This is a genomic window from Pseudomonas sp. TREG-RG-20F-10-E-6-01 (genome assembly GCF_022662455.1).
GTDB lineage: Bacteria > Pseudomonadota > Gammaproteobacteria > Pseudomonadales > Pseudomonadaceae > Aquipseudomonas.
This window is the reverse complement of sequence record NZ_JAKNQP010000011.1, coordinates 120129-143844: the sequence shown is the minus strand read 5'-3', so window position 1 is coordinate 143844 and position 23716 is coordinate 120129. Positions and strand designations below refer to the sequence as shown.

The following is a 23716-nucleotide window of genomic DNA, read 5'->3' as shown; positions in this document are numbered from 1 at the left end:
TTGATAAGGAGGTTTCGCATTACAAAGGAAGTAAGTGACTCATCAGGTCGTATTTGCAAGAGCATCGGAAACGCCGGTGCATTGGTGCCAATTTAGGAACCGGGCGGGAGAATCCTGTCGCGACATCAAGGGAGCCAAAGAGCGCTCCCCTGTGCTGCGACAGTTTTAATTAGCTAGCGACAGTTTTAATTCTCTAAATCCAGTGATGCCTTACGAGTCCAACGTATTACTCCACCGTCACCGACTTCGCCAGGTTACGCGGCTGGTCCACGTCGGTGCCCTTGAGCACGGCAACGTAGTAGGACAGCAACTGCAGCGGGATGGTGTAGAGGATCGGTGACAGGGTGTCGTGGATGTGCGGCATGTTGATGACGTGGGTGCCTTCGGCGTTGGTCATGCCGGCTTTTTCGTCGGCGAACACGATCAGTTGGCCGCCACGGGCGCGCACTTCCTGCAGGTTGGATTTGAGCTTTTCCAGCAGTTCGTTGTTCGGCGCGACGGTGACCACTGGCATATCGTCATCCACCAAGGCCAGTGGGCCGTGTTTCAGCTCACCGGCTGGGTAGGCTTCGGCGTGGATGTAGGAGATTTCCTTGAGTTTCAGCGAGCCTTCCATCGCCACCGGGTATTGCGCGCCACGGCCGAGGAACAGGGTATGGTTTTTGTCGGCGAACAGTTCGGCGACTTTTTCCACGGTGCTGTCCATGGCCAGGGCTTCGCCGAGGCGGGTTGGCAGGCGGCGCAGTTCTTCGACCAGCGTGGCTTCGACGCCTTCGGCGAGGGTGCCGCGGACCTGGCCCAGGGACAGGGTGAGCAGCAACAAGCCAACCAGCTGGGTGGTGAAGGCTTTGGTGGAAGCCACGCCGATTTCGCGACCGGCCTGGGTCAGCAGGGTCAGGTCGGATTCGCGCACCAGGGAGCTGATGCTGACGTTGCAGATCGCCAGGCTGGCGAGGAAGCCCAGCTCTTTGGCGTTGCGCAGGGCCGCCAGGGTGTCGGCGGTTTCGCCGGACTGGGAGATGGTCACGAACAGGGTGTCGGGTTGCACCACCACCTTGCGGTAGCGGAACTCGCTGGCGACTTCGACCTGGCAAGGGATGCCGGCCAGTTCTTCAAGCCAGTAACGCGCAACCATGCCGGCGTGGTAGCTGGTGCCGCAGGCGACGATCTGCACATTGCGCACTTTGGCGAACAGCTCGGCGGCTTGTGGGCCGAAGGCGTTGACCAGCACTTGGTGCTGGCTCAGGCGGCCTTCCAGGGTGCGTTGCACCACGGACGGTTGCTCGTGGATTTCCTTGAGCATGAAATGGCGGAATTCGCCTTTGTCAGCGGCTTCGGCGCCGTCGCGGTATTGCACGGCTTCGCGTTCGACGGAGTTGCCGTTGACGTCCCAGATCGCCACGCTTTCGCGACGGATGTCGGCGATATCGCCTTCTTCCAGGTACATGAAACGGTCAGTCACCTGGCGCAGCGCCAGCTGGTCGGAGGCGAGGAAGTTTTCGCCCAGGCCCAGGCCGATCACCAATGGGCTGCCACTGCGCGCGGCAACCACGCGGTCTGGCTGGCTGGCGCTGACCACGGCCAGGCCGTAGGCGCCGTGCAGCTCTTTAACAGTGGCCTTAAGGGCGACGGTCAGGTCGCCGAGGTCCTTGAGCTTGTGGTTCAGCAGGTGGGCGATGACTTCGGTGTCGGTGTCCGAGGTGAACACGTAGCCCAGGCCTTTGAGCTGCTCGCGCAGCACTTCGTGGTTCTCGATGATGCCGTTGTGCACCACCGCCAGGTCACCGGAGAAGTGCGGGTGGGCATTGCGTTCGCATGGCGCACCGTGGGTGGCCCAACGGGTGTGGGCAATGCCCAGACGGCCAACCAGCGGCTCGCCGAGCAGGGCTTGCTCCAGCTCACTGACCTTGCCCGGGCGGCGCATGCGCTCCAGCTTGCCGGCATTGGTGAAGACCGCCACACCGGCGCTGTCGTAGCCGCGGTATTCCAGACGCTTGAGGCCTTCAAGCAGGATGGCGGTGACGTTGCGTTCAGCGACTGCGCCTACAATTCCACACATGGTTTTCTCCTAGATGATTGCCGCGCATATCAGCGTAATGCCGCGGGCTTGGATCTGGTCGCGGGCCTCAAGCGGCAGGCGATCATCGGTAATAAGGGTATGGACGCTGCTCCAGGGCAATTCCAGGTTGGGAATCTTGCGGCCGATCTTGTCGGACTCGACCATCACCACCACTTCACGGGCGACCTCGGCCATCACGCGGCTCAGGCCCAGCAGTTCGTTGAAGGTGGTGGTACCGCGCTGCAGATCGATGCCGTCGGCGCCGATGAACAGTTGATCAAAGTCGTAGGAGCGCAGCACTTGCTCGGCCACCTGGCCCTGGAACGAGTCCGAATGCGGGTCCCAGGTGCCGCCGGTCATGAGCAGCACCGGTTCGTGTTCAAGCTCGCTCAAGGCGCTGGCCACGTGCAGGGAATTGGTCATCACCACCAGGCCGGGCTGATGGCCCAGCTCGGGGATCATGGCGGCGGTGGTGCTGCCGCTGTCGATGATGATGCGCGCGTGTTCACGCAAGCGCATCACGGCCGCACGTGCGATGGCGCGCTTGTAAACCGAGATGGGCTGGGCGGCGTCGCCCACCAGTTCCTGAGGCATGGTGATGGCGCCACCGTAGCGGCGCAGCAACAGGCCATTGCTTTCCAGCGCGGCCAAGTCCTTGCGGATGGTGACTTCCGACGTTTCGAAACGCTTGGCCAATTCGTCCACGCTGACCTCGCCCTGTTCATTGAGCAAGGTCAGGATGTTGTGGCGTCGTTGGGGAGTATTTCGTTTCGACATGGTGATGATAAGTTTCGTTTCGAAAGATAACGAAGGCAATCAAAACCTATTGGCGAAAGATCGTCAAGCAGCGCGAACAAAATTTTTAAGCCCACCACACCGCAAATGTGGGAGGGGGCGTGCCCCCTCCCACATTGATTGTGGATAACTCAGGTCTTTTTGATTTTGACCGGGCGTTTCCAGCCGTCGATGTTGCGCTGGCGGGCGCGGGCTACGGCCAGTTGAGACTTATCCACATCCTGGTTGATGGTTGAGCCCGCAGCAGTGTTGGATCCGTCGCCGATAGTCACGGGGGCAATCAGCGAGTTATTCGAGCCGATGAATACGTCCTCGCCAATCGTCGTCTGATACTTGTTCGCACCGTCGTAGTTGCACGTGATCGCACCCGCACCGATGTTGCTGCGAGCACCAATCACCGCATCGCCCAAATAAGCCAGGTGGCCGGCCTTCGCGTCGTCGCCCATGCGCGCGTTCTTCAGTTCGACAAAGTTACCCACATGCGCCCTGGCCCCCAATACGCTGCCCGGACGCAAACGCGCGAATGGGCCAGCATCGCTGCCCTCGCCCATCACCGCACCGTCGATATGGCTGTTGGCTTTGATCACCACGCCTTTGCGCAGGGTGCTGTCCTTGATCACGCAGTTCGGGCCGATCACTACGTCGTCTTCGATGATCACGCGACCTTCGAGGATCACGTTGATGTCGATCAGCACGTCGCGGCCGACGCTGACTTCACCGCGTACGTCGAAGCGCGCCGGATCGCGCAGGGTCACGCCCTGGGCCATGAGACGGCGGCCTTCGCGCAGCTGGTAATGACGCTCCAGCTCAGCAAGCTGCTTGCGGTCGTTGGCGCCCTGCACTTCCATGGGGTCGTGGGGCTGCTCGGTGGCGACCAGCAGGCCATCACTCACGGCCATTTCGATCACGTCAGTGAGGTAGTACTCGCCCTGGGCGTTGTTGTTGGACAGGCGGCTCATCCAGTCAGCAAGCTTATTGGCCGGCACCGCGAGAATCCCAGTGTTGCCTTCAGTGATGGCGCGCTGGGCTTCGCTGGCGTCTTTGTGCTCGACGATGGCCGCAACCTTGCCGTCGGCATTGCGCACGATGCGGCCGTAACCGGTGGGGTCATCCAATTCAACGGTGAGCAGACCCATTTGGCCGGGCACTACGTGCTTGAGCAGGCGTTGCAGGGTTTCCACTTCGATCAACGGCACGTCGCCGTAGAGGATCAGCACTGTGTCGGCGCTGATGAACGGCACGGCCTGCGCGGTGGCGTGGCCGGTGCCCAGCTGTTTGTCCTGCAACACGAAATTCAGGTCATCCGCCGCCAGGCGTTCACGCACCACGTCGGCGCCGTGGCCGATCACTACGTGAATCCGCTGGGGGTCCAGTTGCCGGGCGCTGTGGATAACATGGCCGAGCATGGAATTACCCGCGACCGGGTGCAGCACCTTGGGCAGGGCCGAACGCATGCGAGTGCCTTGGCCTGCGGCGAGGATGACGATTTCAAGAGACATGAATGGCTACCAATCCTGGGCGGTCCGGCTTCAGACCAGAGAAGTGTTTTGCTAAAAAAGAAAAAGGGTAGCCGAGGCTACCCTTTTTAATCAATCGCACATGAAGCATGACGGCTGGGCCGCTTACTTCTTGCGGATCTGCTGGAGCGTGCGCAGCTGGGCTGCAGCCTCGGCCAGACGTACAGCAGCAGCGCTGTAGTCGAAGTCCGCGCCCTTTTCGTTCAGGGCCTTCTCGGCAGCCTTGACGGCTTCCTGAGCGGAGGCTTCATCCAGGTCGCCAGCACGTTGCACGGTGTCGGCAAGTACCTTGACCATGTTCGGCTGAACCTCGAGGAAACCACCAGAGATGTAAAACACCTCCTTTTCCCCGCCTTGCTTGGTCAGCGTGATCGGACCTGGCTTCAAGCTGGTGATCAACGGCGCGTGGCCCATGGCAATACCCAGGTCACCGAGTTCGCCGTGTGCAATCACCATTTCTACCAGACCGGAGAAGATTTCCCCTTCCGCGCTGACGATATCGCAATGGACTGTCATAGCCATCTGATTGCCTCAACCTGATGAGCGCCCGTTGCCGGGCGCCGGGATTACAGTTTCTTGGCTTTCTCGATCGCTTCTTCGATGCCGCCGACCATGTAGAACGCTTGTTCTGGCAGGTGGTCGTAGTCACCGTTGAGGATGCCTTTGAAGCCAGCAATGGTGTCTTTCAGGGAAACGTATTTACCCGAAGCACCGGTGAAGACTTCAGCCACGAAGAACGGCTGCGACAAGAAGCGCTGGATCTTACGAGCACGGTTTACCAACTGCTTATCGGCTTCCGACAGCTCGTCCATACCCAGGATCGCAATGATGTCCTTCAGTTCTTTGTAACGCTGCAGCACGTACTGAACGCCGCGAGCGGTGTCGTAGTGCTCCTGGCCGATCACGTTCGGGTCCAGCTGGCGCGAAGTCGAGTCGAGTGGATCGACCGCTGGGTAGATACCCAGGGAAGCGATGTCACGGGACAGAACGACGGTGGCGTCCAAGTGGGCGAAAGTGGTCGCAGGCGACGGGTCAGTCAAGTCATCCGCAGGTACGTATACCGCTTGGATCGAGGTGATCGAACCTTCTTTGGTCGAAGTGATACGTTCTTGCAGAACGCCCATCTCTTCAGCCAGGGTCGGCTGGTAGCCTACTGCCGAAGGCATACGGCCCAGCAGTGCGGATACTTCAGTACCGGCCAAGGTGTAACGGTAGATGTTGTCGACGAACAGCAGAACGTCGTTACCTTCGTCACGGAACTTCTCGGCCATGGTCAGGCCAGTCAGTGCTACGCGCAGACGGTTTCCCGGCGGCTCGTTCATCTGACCGTAAACCAGTGCCACTTTGTCCAGAACGTTGGAGTCCTTCATCTCGTGGTAGAAGTCGTTACCCTCACGAGTACGCTCACCCACACCGGCGAACACGGAATAACCGCTGTGCTCGATGGCGATGTTACGGATCAGTTCCATCATGTTTACGGTTTTGCCTACACCGGCACCACCGAACAGACCGACTTTACCGCCTTTGGCGAACGGGCAAACCAGGTCGATAACCTTGATGCCGGTTTCCAGCAGATCGTTGCCGCCAGCTTGTTCGGCGAACGAAGGTGCTGGACGGTGAATGCCCCAGCGCTCTTCGGTGTCGATCGGGCCAGCTTCGTCAATCGGGTTGCCCAGTACGTCCATGATCCGGCCCAGGGTCGCTTTACCGACCGGTACGGAGATGGCTGCGCCAGTGTCGACAACGTCCAGACCGCGCTTCAAGCCTTCGGTGGAACCCATCGCAATGGTACGAACTACGCCGTCGCCCAGCTGCTGCTGAACTTCCAGAGTAGTTTCCGCGCCTTGTACTTTCAGCGCGTTGTAGATGCTCGGTACGCTGTCGCGTGGAAATTCCACGTCGATAACGGCGCCGATGATTTGAACGATACGTCCGCTACTCATAGCTGGATCCTCTGAATATTTGAACCGTTAAACCGCGGCAGCGCCGCCGACGATTTCCGAGATCTCTTGGGTGATCGCAGCCTGACGCGCCTTGTTGTAGATCAGCTGCAAATCGCTGATCAGATCACCGGCGTTATCGGTAGCGTTTTTCATCGCGATCATCCGCGCCGCTTGTTCAGCTGCGTTGTTCTCGACCACCGCCTGGTACACCTGCGACTCCACGTAGCGCACCATCAAGCCGTCAAGCAGCTCTTTGGCGTCTGGTTCGTAGAGGTAGTCCCAGTGGTGCTTGAGTTCCTGATCCGGAGTCGCCACCAGTGGAATCAATTGCTCCACGGTTGGCTGCTGGGTCATGGTGTTGATGAACTTGTTGGATACCACGGACAGGCGGTCAATCCGGCCTTCCAGGTACGCATCCAGCATCACCTTCACACTGCCGATCAAATCATTGATCGACGGCTCTTCACCCAGGTGGCTGATAGCTGCAACGACGTTACCGCCGAAGTTACGGAAAAAGGCCGCACCCTTGCTACCAACAACACACAGATCGATCTCGACGCCGTTTTCGCGGTTTACCGCCATGTCCTTGACCAGGGCCTTGAACAGGTTGGTATTCAGACCACCGCACAAACCACGGTCACTGCTCACTACCACATAACCCACACGCTTAACGGCGCGGTCGATCATGAACGGGTGGCGGTATTCCGGGTTGGCGTTGGCCAAATGCCCAATTACCTGGCGGATACGTTCCGCATAAGGACGGCTAGCAGCCATGCGCATTTGTGCCTTGCGCATTTTGCTGACCGCCACTTTTTCCATGGCGCTGGTAATCTTTTGCGTGCTTTTGATGCTCGCAATCTTACTGCGAATCTCTTTTGCGCCTGCCATGTAACACCTATCAGGTTAGCAAGCGGGAGCCTTGCGGCTCCCGCTGCGGCTTACCAGGTTTGGGTGGCCTTGAACTTCTCGATACCGGCTTTCATGCCAGCGTCGATTTCGTCATTGAAGTCACCCTTCACGTTGATCTTGGCCAACAAGTCGGCGTGATCGCGGTTGAAGTAAGCAATCAGCGCTTGTTCAAAGCTGCCGACCTTGGTGATTTCGACGTCAGTCAGGAACCCACGCTCAGCGGCATACAGCGACAACGCCATGTCAGCGATCGACATTGGGGCGTATTGCTTCTGCTTCATCAGCTCGGTAACGCGCTGACCATGCTCAAGTTGCTTACGGGTGGCTTCGTCCAGGTCAGAAGCGAACTGGGCGAATGCCGCCAGTTCACGGTACTGAGCCAGAGCGGTACGGATACCACCGGAGAGCTTCTTGATGATCTTGGTCTGAGCGGCACCACCCACACGGGATACCGAAACACCGGCGTTCACAGCAGGACGGATCCCGGAGTTGAACATGGCCGATTCCAGGAAGATCTGACCGTCGGTGATGGAAATCACGTTGGTCGGAACGAACGCGGAAACGTCGCCAGCCTGGGTTTCGATGATCGGCAGTGCGGTCAGGGAACCGGTTTTGCCGGTCACTGCGCCGTTGGTGAACTTCTCTACGTACTCTTCGGATACGCGGGATGCGCGCTCCAGCAGACGGGAGTGGAGATAGAACACGTCGCCTGGGTAAGCTTCACGGCCTGGTGGACGGCGCAGCAGCAGGGAAATCTGGCGGTAAGCCACTGCTTGCTTGGACAGATCGTCATAAACGATCAGCGCGTCTTCACCGCGGTCGCGGAAGAATTCACCCATGGTGCAACCGGAGTACGGTGCCAGGAATTGCAGCGCAGGAGATTCCGAAGCACTGGCAGCCACGATGATCGTGTTGGCCAGGGCGCCGTTTTCTTCCAGCTTGCGAACCACGTTGGCGATGGTCGATTGCTTCTGACCAATGGCTACGTAGACGCAGAAAATGCCGCTGTCTTTCTGGTTGATGATCGCGTCGATCGCCAGAGCGGTTTTACCGATCTGACGGTCACCGATGATCAGCTCACGCTGGCCACGGCCGACCGGAATCATGGCATCGACAGCCTTGTAGCCAGTCTGTACAGGCTGGTCTACCGACTTACGCCAGATCACGCCTGGAGCAACTTTCTCGACCGCGTCGGTCTCGGTGTTGCCCAGTGGACCTTTACCGTCAACAGGGTTACCCAGTGCGTCGACTACGCGACCCAGCAGTTCCTTACCAACCGGAACTTCCAGGATGCGGCCTGTGCACTTGGCGCTCATGCCTTCAGCCAGACTGGTGTACGCGCCCAATACAACGGCACCTACGGAGTCTTGCTCCAGGTTGAGGGCCATACCGTAGACGCCGCCCGGAAACTCGATCATCTCGCCGTACATTACGTCGGCCAGACCGTGAATCCGCACGATGCCGTCAGATACGCTGACGACAGTGCCTTCGTTACGGGCTTGGGAGGTCACATCGAGCTTGTCGATGCGGCCCTTGATAATTTCACTTATTTCGGAAGGATTGAGTTGCTGCATTGCTCTGCTGCCCCTTCAAACTCAAGATTTCAATGCTTCGGCAAGTTTCGCGATTTTGCCGCGAATCGAGCCATCGATAACCAGGTCGCCGGCACGGATAACAACACCCCCAATCAGGGATGCGTCCTCCGAAGCTTGCAGGCGCACTTCCCGATTGAGTCGTGCACTGAGAACCTTGGCGAGTTTGTCTTGCTGTTCTTGGTTCAATGCAAAAGCACTGGTCACTTCAACGTCTACCGACTTCTCTTCTTCGGCCTTGTACAGGTCGAACAGAGCGGCGATCTCCGGCAATAGCGAGAGACGGTCGTTTTCGGCAACGACGTGAATGAAGTTCTGCACTTTCACATCAAACTTGTCGCCGCACACTTCAATAAAAGTGGCGGCCTTGTCTGCGCTCGTCAGGCGCGGGGCCTTGAGCACGCGCTGCATGGTGTCGTCTTGCGACACTGCTGCAGCCAGGCCGAGCATGGCTGACCAAGAGGCCAGCTGCTGGTGGGCCTGGGCGTGCTCGAAGGCTGCCTTAGCGTAAGGTCGGGCCAACGTGGTCAGTTCTGCCATGATCGCCCTCGCTTAAATTTCAGCAGCCAGTTTGTTAACCAGCTCCGCGTGCGCGTTTTGATCGATTGTGGCACCGAGGATCTTCTCAGCACCGCCGACCGCCAGAGCACCCAGTTGGGCACGCAGCGCGTCTTTGACGCCGTTCAGTTCCTGTTCGATCTCGGCATGAGCCGAAGCCTTCACACGGTCAGCTTCGACGCGGGCTTTATCAACAGCCTCTTCGACGATCTGGTTACCGCGCTTCTTGGCTTGCTCAATGATTTCAGCTGCCTGTGCTTTAGCTTCGCGCAGTTGATGACCCGCTTTCTCTTGGGCCAACTCCAGGTCGCGAGCTGCACGGGTGGCAGCGTCCAAGCCGTCTGCGATCTTCTTCTGACGTTCGTGCAAAGCCGCGATGACCGGAGGCCACACGAACTTCATGCAAAACACTACAAAAATGAAGAACGCAACGGATTGGCCAATCAGGGTTGCATTAATGTTCACGCCAACACCTCGCTCATTCGTTGTCCATCACCCCAATCAACTCGAAAAATTCGAGTGATTAGCCAGCGAGTTGACCAACGAAAGGGTTCGCGAAGGTGAAGAACAGAGCGATACCAACGCCGATCATGGTCACGGCGTCGAGCAGGCCGGCGACGATGAACATTTTAACTTGCAGCATTGGAACCATTTCTGGCTGACGCGCTGCGCCTTCCAGGAATTTGCCGCCCAGCAGGCCGAAACCAATGGCAGTACCCAGGGCGCCCAGGCCGATCAACAGTGCAACAGCGATAGCGGTTAGACCAACTACAGTTTCCATCTTTCCTCCCGACTTTTACGTCGTATGGTTTAGGTTTTTTAGATTTTAAAGCGGTAAAACAAATCGTTTCATAGCCCGGTAGGGCCCACCTTCCCGTGTTACCGGGAAGGACATCAGACTAGTCGAGACTGGTCTTAATGGTTCTCTTCGTGCGCCATCGACAGGTAGACGATGGTCAGCATCATGAAGATGAAGGCCTGCAGGGTAATGATCAGGATGTGGAACACAGCCCACGCCCACTGCAGAACTACGCCCAGGCCGCTAAGCCAGAGCAGACCACTGCCGAACATCACAGCGATCAGAATGAACACCAGCTCGCCGGCATACATGTTGCCGAACAGTCGCAGAGCCAGGGAAATCGGCTTGGCGACCAGCGTTACGAACTCCAGCAGGAAGTTCACCGGGATCAGCAGGGCTTGAACAAAGATGTTCTTGCTGCCGAACGGGTGCAGGGTCAGTTCGCCGATGAAGCCGCCGATGCCCTTGACCTTGATGCTGTAGAAAATGATCAACGCAAACACCGACAGGGCCATGCCCAGGGTGGCGTTAGGGTCCGTGGTGGAAACCGCACGGAATGGAATGTGGTGATCGCCGGTGATCAGGATGGCCAGCTGAGGAATCCAGTCGACCGGAATCAGGTCGACGGCGTTCATCAGGAACACCCAGACGAAGATGGTCAGTGCCAGCGGTGCAATCACCGGGCTACGGCCATGGAAGCTGTCTTTCACGCTGCCATCGACGAATTCGACCAATACTTCAACGAAGTTCTGCAAAGCACCCGGCTGACCGGAAGTCGCCTTCTTTGCCGCCATGCGGAAAATCAGGACGAAGATCAGACCCAATGCGACAGACCAACCCAGAGTATCCAGGTGGAATGCCCAGAAGCCCATTTCTTTGGCTTCTGCTGCGGTGTGGGCGAAGCCCCAGCCGCCGTTGGGAAGCTGACCGAAGGTCAGGTTCTGCAAGTGGTGCTGGATATAGCCCGAAGCGGTTGTTTCTGCCATGGTTGCCTCAAACGCCCTAAGGTTTCGAAAGTCTTGTTTTCATTAGCAGGGGAGCGAACCAGCTGACCAGTTGGGTCAACACGAAGACGCCGAATACAGCCAGCGGCGCCAATGGCTTCACACCTGCAAAGGTCAGTGCAAACAGCACTGCCGTCAAAATCAGTTTCCCTGCTTCGCCGGCATAAAAAGACCGGACGATAGCCTGGGCTGCTCGGGCGCCGGAAAACCGAAAGGCCCTGTGAGCAAAATACATATTGGGCAGCAAGGCTATCAGGCCTCCGCAGAGTCCTGAATATCCGGCTACGACTCCATGCCAATACCAAAGCGCCAATGCGGCGATCAGTAAAATGACAAATTGAGCCAATAAAACCGGGAAAACGGCCAAGCGATGGAACGGCAACGTGTTTGGCGTGCGGGTTTCCATCACTCTTGCTCCTCAATGGTCGGCTGCCGAGAATCAATAACTTGGCATAATTTGTGCCGACAAAATGCGCGCAGAGTATAGGGGCGGTTCAGCCCCTATTCAACTGTCGGGTAGTGTTTTCCGATCGCGCGCTACATAAGCAAATGTTTCAGCGGATGTGGGCAAGGACGCCCTGAAGCTCATCGAGTGAGTTATACCCGATGACCAATTGTCCTTTGCCTTTCTTGCCGTGGCGGATTTGCACCGCAGAGCCCAGCCGCTCGGCCAGGCGCTGCTCGAGGCGCGCAATATCCGGATCAGGTTTGGCCGTTTCGACCGGTGCAGGTTTACCGCTGAGCCACTGGCGAACCAACGCCTCAGTCTGACGAACGGTGAGGCCGCGTGCGACAACGTGTCGCGCCCCTTCAACCTGTTGATTTTCCGGTAAACCGAGCAAAGCACGGGCATGACCCATTTCCAGGTCGCCGTGGGACAGCATGGTCTTGATGACTTCCGGCAGCGCGATCAGGCGCAACAGGTTGGACACGGTCACGCGGGACTTGCCCACCGCATCCGCGACTTCCTGCTGCGTCAGTTTGAATTCCTGCTGCAAGCGCTGCAGCGCGATTGCTTCCTCGATGGGATTGAGGTCTTCACGCTGGATGTTCTCGATCAACGCCATGGCGATCGCAGTTTCGTCCGGCACATCGCGCACCATCGCCGGGATGGTCTCCTTGCCCGCCTGTTGGCTGGCGCGCCAGCGGCGTTCACCCGCGATGATTTCAAAGCGACCGCCGCCAATCGGGCGCACCACGATCGGCTGCATCACGCCTTGGGCTTTGATCGAATTGGCCAGTTCCTCCAGCGCCTGGGGATCCATGTCCCGGCGCGGCTGGTATTTGCCGCGCTGGATCAGGTCCAGCGGCAGGTGCTGCAGCTCGCGCTCGTCGGCCTGCACGGCTTGTTCTTCAAGCGAAGTGACAGTCGGACCACTCAGCAGTGCATCCAGTCCACGTCCGAGACCTCGTTTCTTGACGGCCATGGGGATTCCTTAAGTTGGCTGGGCTGCAGCGGTGCGTGAGTTGCGGCGTTGACGGCGAACCATCTCGCCGGCCAGTGCCAGGTAGGCAATCGCGCCACGGGATGATTTGTCGTACGCCAGCGCGGGCATGCCATAGCTTGGCGCTTCGGCCAGGCGGATGTTGCGTGGAATCACGGTGTCGTACAACTGATCGCCGAAGTGTTCCTTGAGCTGCGCCGACACATCGTTCATCAGGCTCAGGCGCGGATCGTACATGGTCCGCAGCAGGCCTTCGATTTGCAGGTTCGGGTTGAGCAACTCGGCGATACGCTTGATGTTATCCACAAGGTCGCTCAAGCCTTCGAGCGCGAAGTACTCGCACTGCATGGGGATAATCACCCCATCGGCTGCCACCAATGCGTTCAACGTCAGCATCGACAGCGACGGCGGGCAGTCGATCAAAATGTAGTCGTAATTCTCGCGGATCGGCGCCAGGGCGCTGCGCAGACGGCTTTCTTTCATCTGCATTTCCAGCAGCACCACTTCGGCCGCGGTCAAATCGCGGTTGGCCGGCAGCAGTTGATAACCACCGTGCTCGGAATAGTGCATGGCCTGGGCCAGGTCGCACTCGCCAATCAGCAAGTCGTAGACCGAGTTTTCCAGGCCGTGTTTATCCACACCGCTGCCCATGGTGGCGTTGCCCTGTGGATCGAGATCGATCAACAGCACCCGGCGCTTGGTAGCGACCAGGGATGCTGCGAGGTTGATGCAGGTGGTGGTTTTGCCCACGCCACCTTTCTGGTTCGCTATCGCGAATACCTTAGCCATTCTTGCTTGTGTTCCCAATCATGCCGTGCGGCGCAGTATCAGCAGATGGCGTTGGCCTTGGCAACCGGGTACGGCCAAGGCGTGTTCGCTATCGAGGTGGAAGTCTGCTGGCAATGCTAACAGCTCGTCGCTTGGATGAACGCCCTTCATTGCCAGCCAACGGGTGTCGCGGTCGCCTAAGTGGCGGGTCCAGTTGCTGAAGTTCTCCATGCTGCTGAATGCCCGGGAAACAATCCCGTTGAAAGGCTGTTCAGGCACGAAGGCTTCGACGCGACTGTGGATAACATTCAGGTTATCCAGCTTGAGTTCGAGTTTGACCTGGGTCAGGAAGCGGGTTTTCTTGCCATTGCTGTCCAGACACGTCACTTGCGACTCTGGAAACAGGATGGCCAGCGGAATGCCAGGCATGCCGCCGCCGCTGCCAACGTCCAACCAAAGGCCGTTTTCGATAAACGGCATCACGCTGAGGCTGTCGAGCAGGTGGCGCGAGACCATTTCGTCCGGGTCGCGCACTGCTGTCAGGTTGTAAGCCTTGTTCCATTTGATCAACAGGGCCAGATAGCCCAGCAGCAATTCGTGCTGTGCATAGGTCAGGTCCACGCCCAACTGGCGTGCACCTGTGGATAACTCTTCGGCGTGTTGCGAGGTGACCAACGAACTCAAGCGCTTTGCTCCAACTGACGGCCCGCGCCGCGTTTTTTCAAATGAATCATCAACAGCGAAATAGCTGCCGGCGTGACCCCAGGAATACGTGAAGCCTGGCCGAGTGTTTCCGGCCGAGTTATCCCCAGCTTGCTTTGGATTTCTTTCGACAGCCCGGAAATCCCGGTGTAGTCGATGTCCACAGGCAGCTTGGTGTCTTCACTGGCGCGCAAGCGGGCGATCTCGTCCTGCTGGCGGTCAATGTAACCGGCGTATTTGGTCTTGATCTCAACCTGCTCGGCGACTTGTGGGTCTTCGGCACCGTGACCGGTCACTTCAACCAGGCCAGCGTAGTCGATTTCCGGGCGGGACAGCAGGTTCAGCAAGTTGTATTCGTGGGTCAGCGGCGTGCCGAATTTTTCGGCAATCGCGTCGCCTTGCTCGGTGCCGGGGCGAACCCAGGTACTTTTCAGGCGCTGCTCTTCCAGCGTGATGCTTTCGCGTTTTTTGCAGAAGGCGGCCCAGCGTGCGTCATCGACCAAGCCCAGCTCGCGGCCTTTTTCGGTCAGGCGCAGGTCGGCGTTGTCTTCGCGCAGGATCAGGCGGTATTCGGCCCGGGACGTAAACATCCGGTACGGTTCCTGAGTCCCGAGAGTAATCAGGTCATCGACCAATACACCGATGTACGCCTCATCGCGGCGCGGGCACCAGCTGTCTTTGCCTTGTGCGCGCAGTGCCGCGTTGGTTCCGGCCAGCAAACCTTGGGCGCCGGCTTCTTCGTAACCGGTGGTGCCGTTGATTTGCCCGGCGAAGAACAGGCCGCCGATCACTTTGGTTTCGAGGCTGTATTTCAGGTCACGCGGGTCGAAGTAGTCGTACTCGATGGCGTAGCCCGGACGCACGATGTGCGCGTTTTCCATGCCGCGAATCGATTGCACGATCTGGATTTGCACGTCGAACGGCAAAGATGTGGAAATCCCGTTCGGGTACAGCTCGTGGGTGGTCAAGCCTTCGGGCTCGATGAAGACCTGGTGGCTCTCCTTGTCGGCAAAGCGGTGAATCTTGTCTTCAATCGATGGGCAATAACGCGGGCCAATGCCTTCGATCACACCGGAATACATCGGCGAACGGTCGAGGTTCGCGGCAATGATTTCGTGGGTGCGGGCGTTGGTGTGGGTAATCCAGCAGCTGACCTGTTTCGGGTGCTGTTCTTTGGAGCCCATGAACGACATCACCGGGATTGGCGTATCGCCGGCTTGTTCGGTCATCACCGAGAAATCCACAGAACGCCCGTCGATACGCGGCGGGGTCCCGGTTTTCAAGCGGCCGACACGCAACGGCAATTCACGCAGGCGTTTTGCCAGGGCAATCGACGGCGGATCACCGGCGCGGCCGCCCGAATAATTCTGCATGCCAATGTGGATAAGTCCGCCGAGGAAGGTACCGGTGGTCAGCACCACGGATTCTGCGAAGAAACGCAGGCCCATTTGGGTGACAACACCGCGTACCTGGTCTTGTTCGACGATCAGGTCATCCGCTGCTTGCTGAAATATCCACAGGTTCGGCTGGTTTTCCAGGGTTTCACGCACCGCGGCCTTGTAGAGGATGCGGTCAGCTTGTGCCCGGGTAGCCCTAACGGCTGGGCCTTTGCGGCTGTTGAGCACGCGAAATTGAATGCCACCTTTGTCGGTAGCCATGGCCATCACACCGCCAAGGGCATCGATTTCCTTGACCAGATGGCTTTTGCCGATCCCACCAATGGCGGGGTTGCAACTCATGGCACCGAGGGTTTCCACGTTGTGCGTCAGCAACAGGGTTTTTACGCCCATGCGTGCTGATGCCAGTGCTGCCTCGGTACCGGCATGACCGCCGCCGATGACGATCACTTCAAAACGGGAAGGGAAATCCACCACGCACCTCGTGCCTGCTTATGTAGGTAATCAGGAATTGATTGTTGAAAGAGTTTTAGAGCTTTGGCGGCAAGTATAGGGACTTAGCCCTTCCTAAAGAACCCTTTGCACAAAATTTAACCAGCTGTGGATGAATCACAGACAATAGAAATTAAAAGAGAGAAGTTTATAAGATCTTTGTTTTTATGTTTATTTCTACTGAGCCTACTTTCTGTGGATAGATCTCTACAGGCCTCTATTTACGTTGTGTACAGCGATTCAAAAGTCTGTGGTCATGTGCCAATGAGGCCGTTGGATAAGTGCTTTAAGCCTGTGGATTAAACAGGTGGTTATCCACAAGGGGGTTTTTACTCAGGTTTCAAGCCCTGTTATCAACTGGGCACAGGGGCGGTTATTCACAGGGCTTAATCCACAGATATCGTGTATTTCACCCACGACGAAGCCACCGCGTTTTTTGAACGCAGTAAGGAATGCTGCAAAAAGAGAGCTATTGTGAGAAGTCGACGGCGCAGTTAATAATAGCGATTATCATTAACCTGCCTTAACGCGCCCTATGCCTCCTTCACACACGGCTGCAGTCCAGCACATCTATGAGCATCACCATTCGTGGCTGCAGGGATGGCTCAAAGGTAAATTGCACAACGCTTGCGATGCAGCCGATGTGGCACACGATACTTTCGTGCGTATCTTGGGCGGGCGCGATGCGGCGCAGATCCTCGAACCCAGGGACTACCTGGCAACCATTGCCAGGGGCTTGGTCATTGATCGTTATCGCCGGCATGCGATTGAACGCGCGTATCAACAGTCGTTGGCTGAGCGCCCTGAAGCTGTCGCCATCAGTGAAGAAGACAAGGCCATCATCATTGAAACGCTGGTAGCTGTGGATAAGGCCCTGGCTGACCTGGGCGATCGGGCCCGGCGAATTTTCATGCTGTCGCAGATCGAAGGCCTGACTTATCAACAGATCGCCGATAAGTTGCAGGTGTCCCTGACCACCGTGAAGAAACACATGATCCGCGCGCTTACCGAGTGTTCACTGATCATGGCCAGCCTGTAATGGTTGTCCCGGATCGAAAGGTCTTCGAAGCCGCTGCCACTTGGTATGTGCAGTTTCAGTCACAGCCTCCAACGCCGGCTGAGCACTATGCCTGGCAACAATGGCTCAATGACGACCCGGCACACCTGACAGCGTGGAACCAGATGGAGCAATTGCAACGCAGCCTGGGTGCCCTGCCTCAGGATTTCACCCGTCGCGCCTTATCGGCCACGCAGCAACGGCGGCAGGTGCTCAAGTGGATGCTGGTGCTGGGCGGCACCGGCTACCTGGGCTGGAATGTTCAACACGCGCCTTCCCTGGGCAATGTGTGGGCGGACTACCGCACACGCGTCGGCGAACGGCGAAGGATCGAACTGGCCGATGGCACTCGAATAGACCTCAACACCAGCACCGCCATTGATGTGGTGTTTGATGGGCGTCAGCGTTTGATCCGCCTGCGCGAAGGTGAAGTGCTTATCCACACCGGAAAACTGGGTGGGCAGACGCCCTTTTATGTTGAAACCCGCCAGGGCCGAGTTCAGGCATTGGGAACGAGATTTACCGTGCGCCAACTGGCGGATTCGACGCGAGTGGGGGTGCTGGAAGACCGAGTGAGTATCTCACCTGCAGACCAACCCGATCGCACTCGGCTACTGGCTGCCGGTGAAAGCGCTGACTTCGACCGGGAAAATGTCGGCCCCAACCACGCCTATCGCCGGACCCAGGCGGCTTGGGTCGATGGCCAAGTGATCGTCCTGGATGCGCGACTTGGGGATCTGATCGAGGACCTGGCACGCTATCGCTCAGGTGTTCTGCAGTGCGATCCGGCCTCGGCGCCTCTGCGGGTTTCCGGCACGTTCCGCCTCGACTCCACCGATGCAGTACTGGCTAACCTGCAAGCTACTCTGCCGATCCAGGTGAAATATTTCACTCGCTATTGGGTTTCGGTGACACGCGTGGGTTGAGCGAAAAAAATAATCCACAGGGGGGTTATCTTTTTTTTAGCTGGCCCGGCCCTACGGGTAATCACGACGCTACCTTCAGGGCTTATCCACCTATGCGCCTTCCCGCCAAACTCCGCCAGCAACTCTCTTACCACGGCATGACCTACGGTTTACTGCTGTCCACGGCCGCCACCGCCGGTGTCTTTTTGTCCACAAGCGCCCTGGCAGCCAGTGCTGCGCAGCACTACACCATTGCCGCCGGGCCCCTTGACGCAGCGTTGAGCCAATTTGCCGCCAAGGCCAACGTGATCTTGTCCTTCTCACCCCAGCAGACCGCGCGCTTGAATACGCCGGGGCTGGAAGGTGACTATTCGGTGGATCAAGGCTTTGCGCTATTGCTGCAAAACTCGGGGTTGCAAGCCGTAACACAGGCGCCCGGAAGCTATGTACTTCAGGCTTCGCAAGATGGGCCATTGACGCTCGCCCCGACCACCGTCAGCACTTATCAACAGGCCGGTTTCAATCAGGACATTGCCGGTGATGTTGGCTACAAGGCGCAAAACAGCCGCGTCGGTACCAAAACCAGCACCGCGCTGTCGGAAACCCCGCGCTCGGTATCGGTGGTCACAGGCCAACGCATCAAGGACCAGAAGTCGCAGACGCTGACGGAGGTGCTGGGTTACGTACCGGGGATCTTCGCGCCACCGTTTGCTGCCGGTGATAGCCTCGCGGGCGACCTGTTTTTCATTCGTGGTTTTAACGCCACGGATTATGGCTACGGCCTGCTGCGCGATGGCCTTCGTGTGCAGGGCAATCGGTATGACACCACCAGTGAACCCTATGGCCTGGAGCGCGTAGAGATTTTCCGCGGCCCTTCTTCTCTGCTCTATGGGGAAAACGCGCCGGGCGGGTTGGTCAACCTGGTCAGCAAACACCCCACCGCCACGCCTCAGGGCGAAGTGCAATTGGGTTACGGCTCCAACAATCGGCGCCAGCTGGGTGTGGATATCTCGGGGCCACTCAATGACAGTGGCAACGTCCTGGGCCGCGTGGTCATGCTCGGTCGAAAATCCGACACCCAGACCGACCACGTGCCCGATGATCGCCTGTACATCGCGCCCTCCCTGACCCTGAACATTGATGACTACAACACCCTGACGCTGCTGACCAACTACCAGAAGGACCACACCAATCTGGAACTGGGCCTGCCTGCGGCCGGCACTTTACTCAAAAACCCCAACGGCAAGCTGTCCAAACACACCATGCTCGGCGACCCGGACTGGAACACGTTCGAGCGCGAAGACTGGAGCGCCGGTTACGAGTTCAGCCACAGCTTCAATGACGATTGGCAGTTCCGCCAGAACTCGCGCTACATGCAGTCGCGCATCAACCGCCATGAAACCTGGCCCGGCGCGCTGAACAATCGCGGCTTCGGCACCCAGTTGAACATGACCGCCTACGACCGCTACAACAAGTCGATGGTGTATTCCCTGGATAACCAGCTCGAAGGCAAATTCCAGGTCGGTGACCTGGAAAACACCCTGCTGGTTGGCGCCAGCTACGACCGCACCTCGTTCAATCAGGACTGGGATGCGGGCTTCGCCGGCACCATCAATGTGTATAACCCGGTGTACCTGCGCGACCCGCTCACCCCGATCGCGGTACAGAACACCCTGCTCGAACAGCAGATGAAAGGCGTTTATGCACAGGTCCAAAGCAAATACGACCACTGGCTGTTCCTGCTCGGCGGTCGCCAGGATTGGGTCGAGAGTGATTTTCGCGACAAGGTGAACAAGGCCAGCAACACAGGCTCCGAAGACAAGAAGTTCACGTACCAGGGCGGAGTGATGTACCAGTTCGACAACGGCGTGACGCCGTATGTCAGCTACTCCACCGCCTTCGTCCCGGTGCAGCAGATTTCCAACGCGGGTTCACCGTTAAAGCCGATCACCAGCAGCCAGTACGAAGTGGGTGTGAAGTACGAGCCGATTGGCTGGGACACCGCCATGACGCTGTCGGTGTATGACCTGCGCAAACAGGATGACACCTACCTTGATGCCACCACCAACAGCTATCGCCAAGTGGGCGAAAGCCGCGCCAAAGGGGCGGAGGTGGAAATCAACAGCAACCTTACGCCGAACTTGAATGTCACCGCGGCCTACACCTATACCGATGCAAGAATTACCAAGGATTCCGCCACTTCACTGGTCGAAGGGCATCAGATGACCGGGGTGCCACGTAACCAGGCGTCGGTGTGGGGCAAGTACCGCTTTCTGGATGGCCAGCTCAAGGGCTTCTCCCTGGGTGGCGGAGTGCGCTACTTCGATAGCACTTTCTCCTACACCGCGCCGACGCTGTACGGGAAATTGGATGCCGGAAGCGTGACATTGGTGGATGCGGCGATCGGTTATCAGCTCGACAAACACTGGTCGGTGGATCTGAACGCGAAGAATCTGTTCGACAAGGAATATGTATCCGGTTGCAACGATGCAGGTCGCTGCTACTGGGGCGACAGTCGGACCCTGCTTGGGACGGTTTCCTATAACTGGTAAAGGCACACAGTAGCCCTGAAGAACTCAGGCGTTCTTCAGGGCGTTGTTGCCGGCAAGCCGGCTCCCACAGAATATGTGGATAACTGGGCTATTTGCCGATGCAGAAGCTGGAAAAAATCCGTCCCAGCAAATCATCCGAGCTGAATGCTCCGGTGATCTCGCCCAGCAGCTGCTGTGCCTGACGTAAATCCTCAGCCAGCAGCTCCCCTGCCCCCGCCAAGGTCAGTTGCGCCCGACCATGCTCCAGCGCCGCGCTGGCGTGGCGCAGCGCCTCCAGGTGCCTGCGACGTGCACTGAAGCTGCTTTCCGAGGTTTGCTCATAGCCCATGCAGGCTTTGAGGTGGTCGCGCAGCAGCTCCAGGCCATCGCCGGCCGACTTCGCACTCAGGCTGATAGTGACATGGCCATCCTCGCTGGTTTCCATGGCAATAGCTTCGCCGGTCAGGTCGGCCTTGTTGCGAATCAAGGTGACCTTGGCCGGGTCCGGCCGTTGCTCGAGAAATTCCGGCCACAAGGCAAAAGGATCCACAGCCTCTGGCGCGGTGGCGTCCACCACCAGCAACACGCGGTCCGCTTCGCCGATGGCCTTGAGTGCGCGCTCTACGCCAATCTTTTCGACCTGGTCGTCGGTATCGCGCAGACCTGCAGTGTCGACCACGTGCAGCGGCATACCGTCGATGTGGATATGTTCGCGCAAGATATCCCGGGTGGTGCCGGCGATCTCGGTAACGATGGCCGCCTCGCGACCTGCCAGGGCATTGAGCAGACTCGACTTGCCGGCATTCGGCCGCCCCGCGATCACCACGGTCATGCCATCGCGCAGTAGAGCCCCCTGCCCGGCTTCGCGCAGCACTGTGGATAACTCATCGCGCACTTTGTCGAGCATGGCCAAGACGTGCCCATCGGCGAGGAAGTCGATTTCCTCCTCCGGAAAATCAATCGCTGCCTCGACGTAGATGCGCAAGCTGATCAATTGCTCGGTCAGGTTATGCACACGCAACGAAAATGCACCCTGCAACGAACGCAATGCATTGCGCGCGGCCTGTGCAGAACTCGCCTCGATCAAGTCGGCAATGGCTTCGGCCTGGGCCAGATCGAGTTTGTCATTGAGAAAAGCCCGCTCGCTGAACTCCCCCGGACGCGCCAGGCGGCAACCCAATTGCAGGCAGCGCTGCAGCAGCATATCCAGCACGACTGGACCGCCGTGCCCTTGCAATTCAAGCACGTCTTCGCCGGTGAACGAGTTGGGCCCGGGAAAATACAGCGCCAGGCCTTCATCCAGCACGGTCGCATCGGCGTCCAGAAAGGGGCCGTAGTGGGCGTAGCGCGGTTTCAACTCGCGGCCGCTGATGGCCTGGGCCGCATAACCGGCGAGCGGCCCGGAAATTCGAACGATACCGACGCCGCCGCGACCTTGAGCGGTAGCGACAGCAGCGATGGTTTCACGAGGAGCGCTCATCAGCAGGTTCCAGAACAAAAGTGACGGAAAGCAAAACGCCCCACTAGGGGGCGTCTTGAGTGGTTATCCACAGAGTAAATTACGCCGCAGCTTTTTTGGTAGCCGCTTCGATTTTACGTGTGATGTACCACTGTTGAGAGATCGACAGGCAGTTGTTGACGACCCAGTACAGCACCAGACCAGCAGGGAACCACAGGAAGAAGAAGGTGAAGATGATTGGCATCATTTTCATCACTTTGGCCTGCATCGGATCCGGCGGAGTCGGGTTCAAGCGCTGCTGGATGAACATGGTCGCGCCCATGATGATCGGCAGGATAAAGAACGGGTCTTTGATCGACAGGTCAGTTATCCACAGCATGAACGGAGCCTGGCGCATTTCCACGCTTTCCAGGAGTACCCAGTAAAGCGACAGGAATACCGGCATCTGCACCAGAATCGGCAAGCATCCACCCAGCGGGTTGATCTTCTCTTTCTTGTACAGCTCCATCATGGCTTGCGACATTTTCTGCCGGTCATCGCCATGTTGCTCTTTCAGCGCGGCCAGTTTCGGGGCCACGGCACGCATACGTGCCATCGACTTGTAGCTGGCGGCCGACAGAGGGAAGAAGATCCCCTTGATCAGCATGGTCAGCAAGATGATCGAGAAGCCCCAGTTACCCACAATGCTGTGGATATGTTGCAGCAGCCAGAAGATTGGCTGGGCAATGAACCACAGAATGCCGTAATCCACAGTCAGTTCCAGACCTGGGGACAACTCTTTCAGCACAGCCTGGCTTTTCGGGCCGGCGTACAGCGTGGCGCTGGTTTCAGCCTTGGCGCCTGGTGCGACGGTCAACGCCGGGCCAGTAAAACCAATGATGTAGTTGCCTTGGCTGTCTTTGCGGGTTTGAACCAGGTTGGCTTCACCCTTGTTCGGGATCCATGCGGTCACGAAGTAGTGTTGCAACCAGGCAACCCAGCCGCCTTGTACGGTTTCTTTCAGCGCGCCCTTGTCGATATCTTTCATCGACACTTTTTTGTACGGCTCGCTACTTGTCCACAGGGCAGCGCCCAGGTAAGTCGCGGTGCCGGTGGCAGTGCTGGAAGAAGGATCGGCGCTGTTGTCACGCTTGAGCTGGGCAAACAGGTTGCCGCTCCATGGCTTGGCGCTTTCGTTGTCGATCAGATAGGTGACTTTCAGATCGTACAAACCGCGGGTAAAGCTGAAACGCTTGATGTAGTTGACGCCGTCCTGACTGAATTTCAGGTCAACGTTCAACTGGTTCTGGCCATCAGCCAGTTGATAAGTCTTCTGTTCGGTCGAATAAACCGGACGACCGGTAGCACGAGCATCCGGACCGTCAGTGCCGGTCAGGCCGCTTTGTGCCAGATAAGTGCGTTCACCACCGTTATCGAACAGTTGGAACGGCACATCCGGATGGTCTTGGCGACGTGGATACAGCGGCAGTTTCAACTGCGCGATATCACCACCTTGTGGGTCGATAGCCAGGTCGAGTACATCCGTTTTCACGTGGATGAGGTCTTTGTTGGTGACCACTGGCGTTTCTAGAGGGGCGCTTGTCTCGCCATTCGCGCTGGGAACATCGGCACTCGCGGACGCATTGTTACCCAACGGGGTGTCCGGAATAGCCGGCGCAGCCTGATTGGTAGCAACATTCTGAGTCGGCAGGGCAGCCTGGCCGTAGTCCTGGTTCCACTTAAGAACCATGACGTAGGACACGATTGCCAGGGCGACGATCAGGATCGTGCGTTTAATATCCATG

Annotated in this window: 21 protein-coding genes; 3 read left to right on the top strand and 18 right to left on the bottom strand. The window is 58.1% G+C overall.

The features are described 5' to 3' along the window. Positions 1–226: 226 nt before the first annotated feature. The 16 genes from glmS to mnmG all read right to left on the bottom strand — a co-directional run bounded on the left by glmS (position 227) and on the right by mnmG (position 15962). Positions 227–2059, bottom strand: a complete 1833-nt coding sequence (gene glmS, locus L8K08_RS25010; RefSeq protein ID WP_242200590.1) for a glutamine--fructose-6-phosphate transaminase (isomerizing) — start codon at positions 2057–2059, stop codon at positions 227–229. Positions 2060–2068: 9 nt separating this feature from the next. After that, positions 2069–2836 carry a DeoR family transcriptional regulator gene (locus tag L8K08_RS25005; RefSeq protein ID WP_122716288.1) on the bottom strand — a complete coding sequence of 256 codons (768 nt, stop codon included), beginning with the start codon at positions 2834–2836 and terminating at the stop codon, positions 2069–2071. Between the two features lie 149 nt (positions 2837–2985). Further along, the gene (gene glmU, locus L8K08_RS25000) at positions 2986–4353 is read right to left on the bottom strand and encodes a bifunctional UDP-N-acetylglucosamine diphosphorylase/glucosamine-1-phosphate N-acetyltransferase GlmU (protein WP_242200588.1); all 1368 of its coding nucleotides are present in this window, start codon (positions 4351–4353) and stop codon (positions 2986–2988) included. A 123-nt stretch (positions 4354–4476) separates the two neighbouring features. Next, positions 4477–4893 (bottom strand): F0F1 ATP synthase subunit epsilon, encoded by a 417-nt coding sequence (locus L8K08_RS24995; RefSeq protein ID WP_003177061.1) that lies wholly within the window; start codon positions 4891–4893, stop codon positions 4477–4479. 44 nt (positions 4894–4937) lie between these two features. Continuing rightward, positions 4938–6314, bottom strand: a complete 1377-nt coding sequence (gene atpD / locus L8K08_RS24990; protein WP_017135118.1) for a F0F1 ATP synthase subunit beta — start codon at positions 6312–6314, stop codon at positions 4938–4940. 27 nt (positions 6315–6341) lie between these two features. After that, the gene (atpG, locus tag L8K08_RS24985) at positions 6342–7202 is read right to left on the bottom strand and encodes a F0F1 ATP synthase subunit gamma (RefSeq protein WP_003233565.1); all 861 of its coding nucleotides are present in this window, start codon (positions 7200–7202) and stop codon (positions 6342–6344) included. Between the two features lie 50 nt (positions 7203–7252). After that, positions 7253–8797 carry a F0F1 ATP synthase subunit alpha gene (atpA, locus tag L8K08_RS24980; protein ID WP_017135120.1) on the bottom strand — a complete coding sequence of 515 codons (1545 nt, stop codon included), beginning with the start codon at positions 8795–8797 and terminating at the stop codon, positions 7253–7255. A 21-nt stretch (positions 8798–8818) separates the two neighbouring features. After that, positions 8819–9355: a F0F1 ATP synthase subunit delta gene (locus tag L8K08_RS24975; RefSeq protein ID WP_145158401.1), complete on the bottom strand. Its 537-nt coding sequence runs from the start codon at positions 9353–9355 to the stop codon at positions 8819–8821. Positions 9356–9367: 12 nt separating this feature from the next. Then, positions 9368–9838 carry a F0F1 ATP synthase subunit B gene (locus L8K08_RS24970; protein ID WP_016970692.1) on the bottom strand — a complete coding sequence of 157 codons (471 nt, stop codon included), beginning with the start codon at positions 9836–9838 and terminating at the stop codon, positions 9368–9370. Between the two features lie 58 nt (positions 9839–9896). Next, on the bottom strand, positions 9897–10154 hold the full coding sequence (gene atpE, locus L8K08_RS24965) for a F0F1 ATP synthase subunit C (protein WP_002555987.1): 258 nt from the start codon (positions 10152–10154) through the stop codon (positions 9897–9899). 134 nt (positions 10155–10288) lie between these two features. Then, entirely contained in the window at positions 10289–11158 is an 870-nt protein-coding gene (gene atpB, locus L8K08_RS24960; protein ID WP_017848936.1) for a F0F1 ATP synthase subunit A, read from the bottom strand. Between the two features lie 16 nt (positions 11159–11174). Further along, positions 11175–11582 carry a F0F1 ATP synthase subunit I gene (locus L8K08_RS24955; RefSeq protein WP_010565865.1) on the bottom strand — a complete coding sequence of 136 codons (408 nt, stop codon included), beginning with the start codon at positions 11580–11582 and terminating at the stop codon, positions 11175–11177. Positions 11583–11730: 148 nt separating this feature from the next. Then, complete coding sequence (locus tag L8K08_RS24950) at positions 11731–12603, bottom strand: ParB/RepB/Spo0J family partition protein (RefSeq protein ID WP_145158403.1); 873 nt, start codon at positions 12601–12603, stop codon at positions 11731–11733. A gap of 9 nt (positions 12604–12612) precedes the next feature. Then, the gene (locus L8K08_RS24945; protein WP_017477894.1) at positions 12613–13410 is read right to left on the bottom strand and encodes a ParA family protein; all 798 of its coding nucleotides are present in this window, start codon (positions 13408–13410) and stop codon (positions 12613–12615) included. Positions 13411–13428: 18 nt separating this feature from the next. Then, positions 13429–14073: a 16S rRNA (guanine(527)-N(7))-methyltransferase RsmG gene (gene rsmG, locus L8K08_RS24940; protein WP_242200585.1), complete on the bottom strand. Its 645-nt coding sequence runs from the start codon at positions 14071–14073 to the stop codon at positions 13429–13431. Then, positions 14070–15962 (bottom strand): tRNA uridine-5-carboxymethylaminomethyl(34) synthesis enzyme MnmG, encoded by a 1893-nt coding sequence (mnmG, locus tag L8K08_RS24935; RefSeq protein ID WP_145158407.1) that lies wholly within the window; start codon positions 15960–15962, stop codon positions 14070–14072. Before mnmG ends, rsmG begins: the two co-directional genes overlap by 4 nt. A gap of 553 nt (positions 15963–16515) precedes the next feature. Here mnmG and L8K08_RS24930 point away from each other — a divergent pair. From L8K08_RS24930 to L8K08_RS24920, 3 genes are all read left to right on the top strand, one after another. Continuing rightward, a complete protein-coding gene (locus tag L8K08_RS24930; RefSeq protein WP_145158409.1) occupies positions 16516–17019 on the top strand; it encodes a sigma-70 family RNA polymerase sigma factor in 504 nt (167 codons plus the stop codon). Continuing rightward, complete coding sequence (locus tag L8K08_RS24925) at positions 17019–17963, top strand: FecR domain-containing protein (RefSeq protein ID WP_242200583.1); 945 nt, start codon at positions 17019–17021, stop codon at positions 17961–17963. The genes L8K08_RS24930 and L8K08_RS24925 overlap by 1 nt, the downstream gene beginning before the upstream one ends. 92 nt (positions 17964–18055) lie before the next feature. Further along, positions 18056–20494 carry a TonB-dependent siderophore receptor gene (locus tag L8K08_RS24920; RefSeq protein WP_242200581.1) on the top strand — a complete coding sequence of 813 codons (2439 nt, stop codon included), beginning with the start codon at positions 18056–18058 and terminating at the stop codon, positions 20492–20494. 88 nt (positions 20495–20582) lie between these two features. Here L8K08_RS24920 and mnmE read toward each other — a convergent pair whose 3' ends face one another. Then, the gene (gene mnmE, locus L8K08_RS24915) at positions 20583–21953 is read right to left on the bottom strand and encodes a tRNA uridine-5-carboxymethylaminomethyl(34) synthesis GTPase MnmE (RefSeq protein ID WP_106575971.1); all 1371 of its coding nucleotides are present in this window, start codon (positions 21951–21953) and stop codon (positions 20583–20585) included. Between the two features lie 79 nt (positions 21954–22032). Continuing rightward, positions 22033–23715 (bottom strand): membrane protein insertase YidC, encoded by a 1683-nt coding sequence (yidC, locus tag L8K08_RS24910; RefSeq protein ID WP_242200580.1) that lies wholly within the window; start codon positions 23713–23715, stop codon positions 22033–22035. Position 23716 lies beyond the last annotated feature (1 nt).

Coding starts and splice junctions, on each gene's coding strand:
- glmS (WP_242200590.1), bottom strand. CDS start 2,059: ATGTGTGGAATTGTAGGCGCAGTCGCTGAACGCAACGTCACCGCCATC.
- L8K08_RS25005 (WP_122716288.1), bottom strand. CDS start 2,836: ATGTCGAAACGAAATACTCCCCAACGACGCCACAACATCCTGACCTTG.
- glmU (WP_242200588.1), bottom strand. CDS start 4,353: ATGTCTCTTGAAATCGTCATCCTCGCCGCAGGCCAAGGCACTCGCATG.
- L8K08_RS24995 (WP_003177061.1), bottom strand. CDS start 4,893: ATGGCTATGACAGTCCATTGCGATATCGTCAGCGCGGAAGGGGAAATC.
- atpD (WP_017135118.1), bottom strand. CDS start 6,314: ATGAGTAGCGGACGTATCGTTCAAATCATCGGCGCCGTTATCGACGTG.
- atpG (WP_003233565.1), bottom strand. CDS start 7,202: ATGGCAGGCGCAAAAGAGATTCGCAGTAAGATTGCGAGCATCAAAAGC.
- atpA (WP_017135120.1), bottom strand. CDS start 8,797: ATGCAGCAACTCAATCCTTCCGAAATAAGTGAAATTATCAAGGGCCGC.
- L8K08_RS24975 (WP_145158401.1), bottom strand. CDS start 9,355: ATGGCAGAACTGACCACGTTGGCCCGACCTTACGCTAAGGCAGCCTTC.
- atpE (WP_002555987.1), bottom strand. CDS start 10,154: ATGGAAACTGTAGTTGGTCTAACCGCTATCGCTGTTGCACTGTTGATC.
- atpB (WP_017848936.1), bottom strand. CDS start 11,158: ATGGCAGAAACAACCGCTTCGGGCTATATCCAGCACCACTTGCAGAAC.
- L8K08_RS24955 (WP_010565865.1), bottom strand. CDS start 11,582: ATGGAAACCCGCACGCCAAACACGTTGCCGTTCCATCGCTTGGCCGTT.
- L8K08_RS24950 (WP_145158403.1), bottom strand. CDS start 12,603: ATGGCCGTCAAGAAACGAGGTCTCGGACGTGGACTGGATGCACTGCTG.
- L8K08_RS24945 (WP_017477894.1), bottom strand. CDS start 13,410: ATGGCTAAGGTATTCGCGATAGCGAACCAGAAAGGTGGCGTGGGCAAA.
- L8K08_RS24930 (WP_145158409.1), top strand. CDS start 16,516: ATGCCTCCTTCACACACGGCTGCAGTCCAGCACATCTATGAGCATCAC.
- L8K08_RS24925 (WP_242200583.1), top strand. CDS start 17,019: ATGGTTGTCCCGGATCGAAAGGTCTTCGAAGCCGCTGCCACTTGGTAT.
- L8K08_RS24920 (WP_242200581.1), top strand. CDS start 18,056: ATGCGCCTTCCCGCCAAACTCCGCCAGCAACTCTCTTACCACGGCATG.
- mnmE (WP_106575971.1), bottom strand. CDS start 21,953: ATGAGCGCTCCTCGTGAAACCATCGCTGCTGTCGCTACCGCTCAAGGT.
- yidC (WP_242200580.1), bottom strand. CDS start 23,715: ATGGATATTAAACGCACGATCCTGATCGTCGCCCTGGCAATCGTGTCC.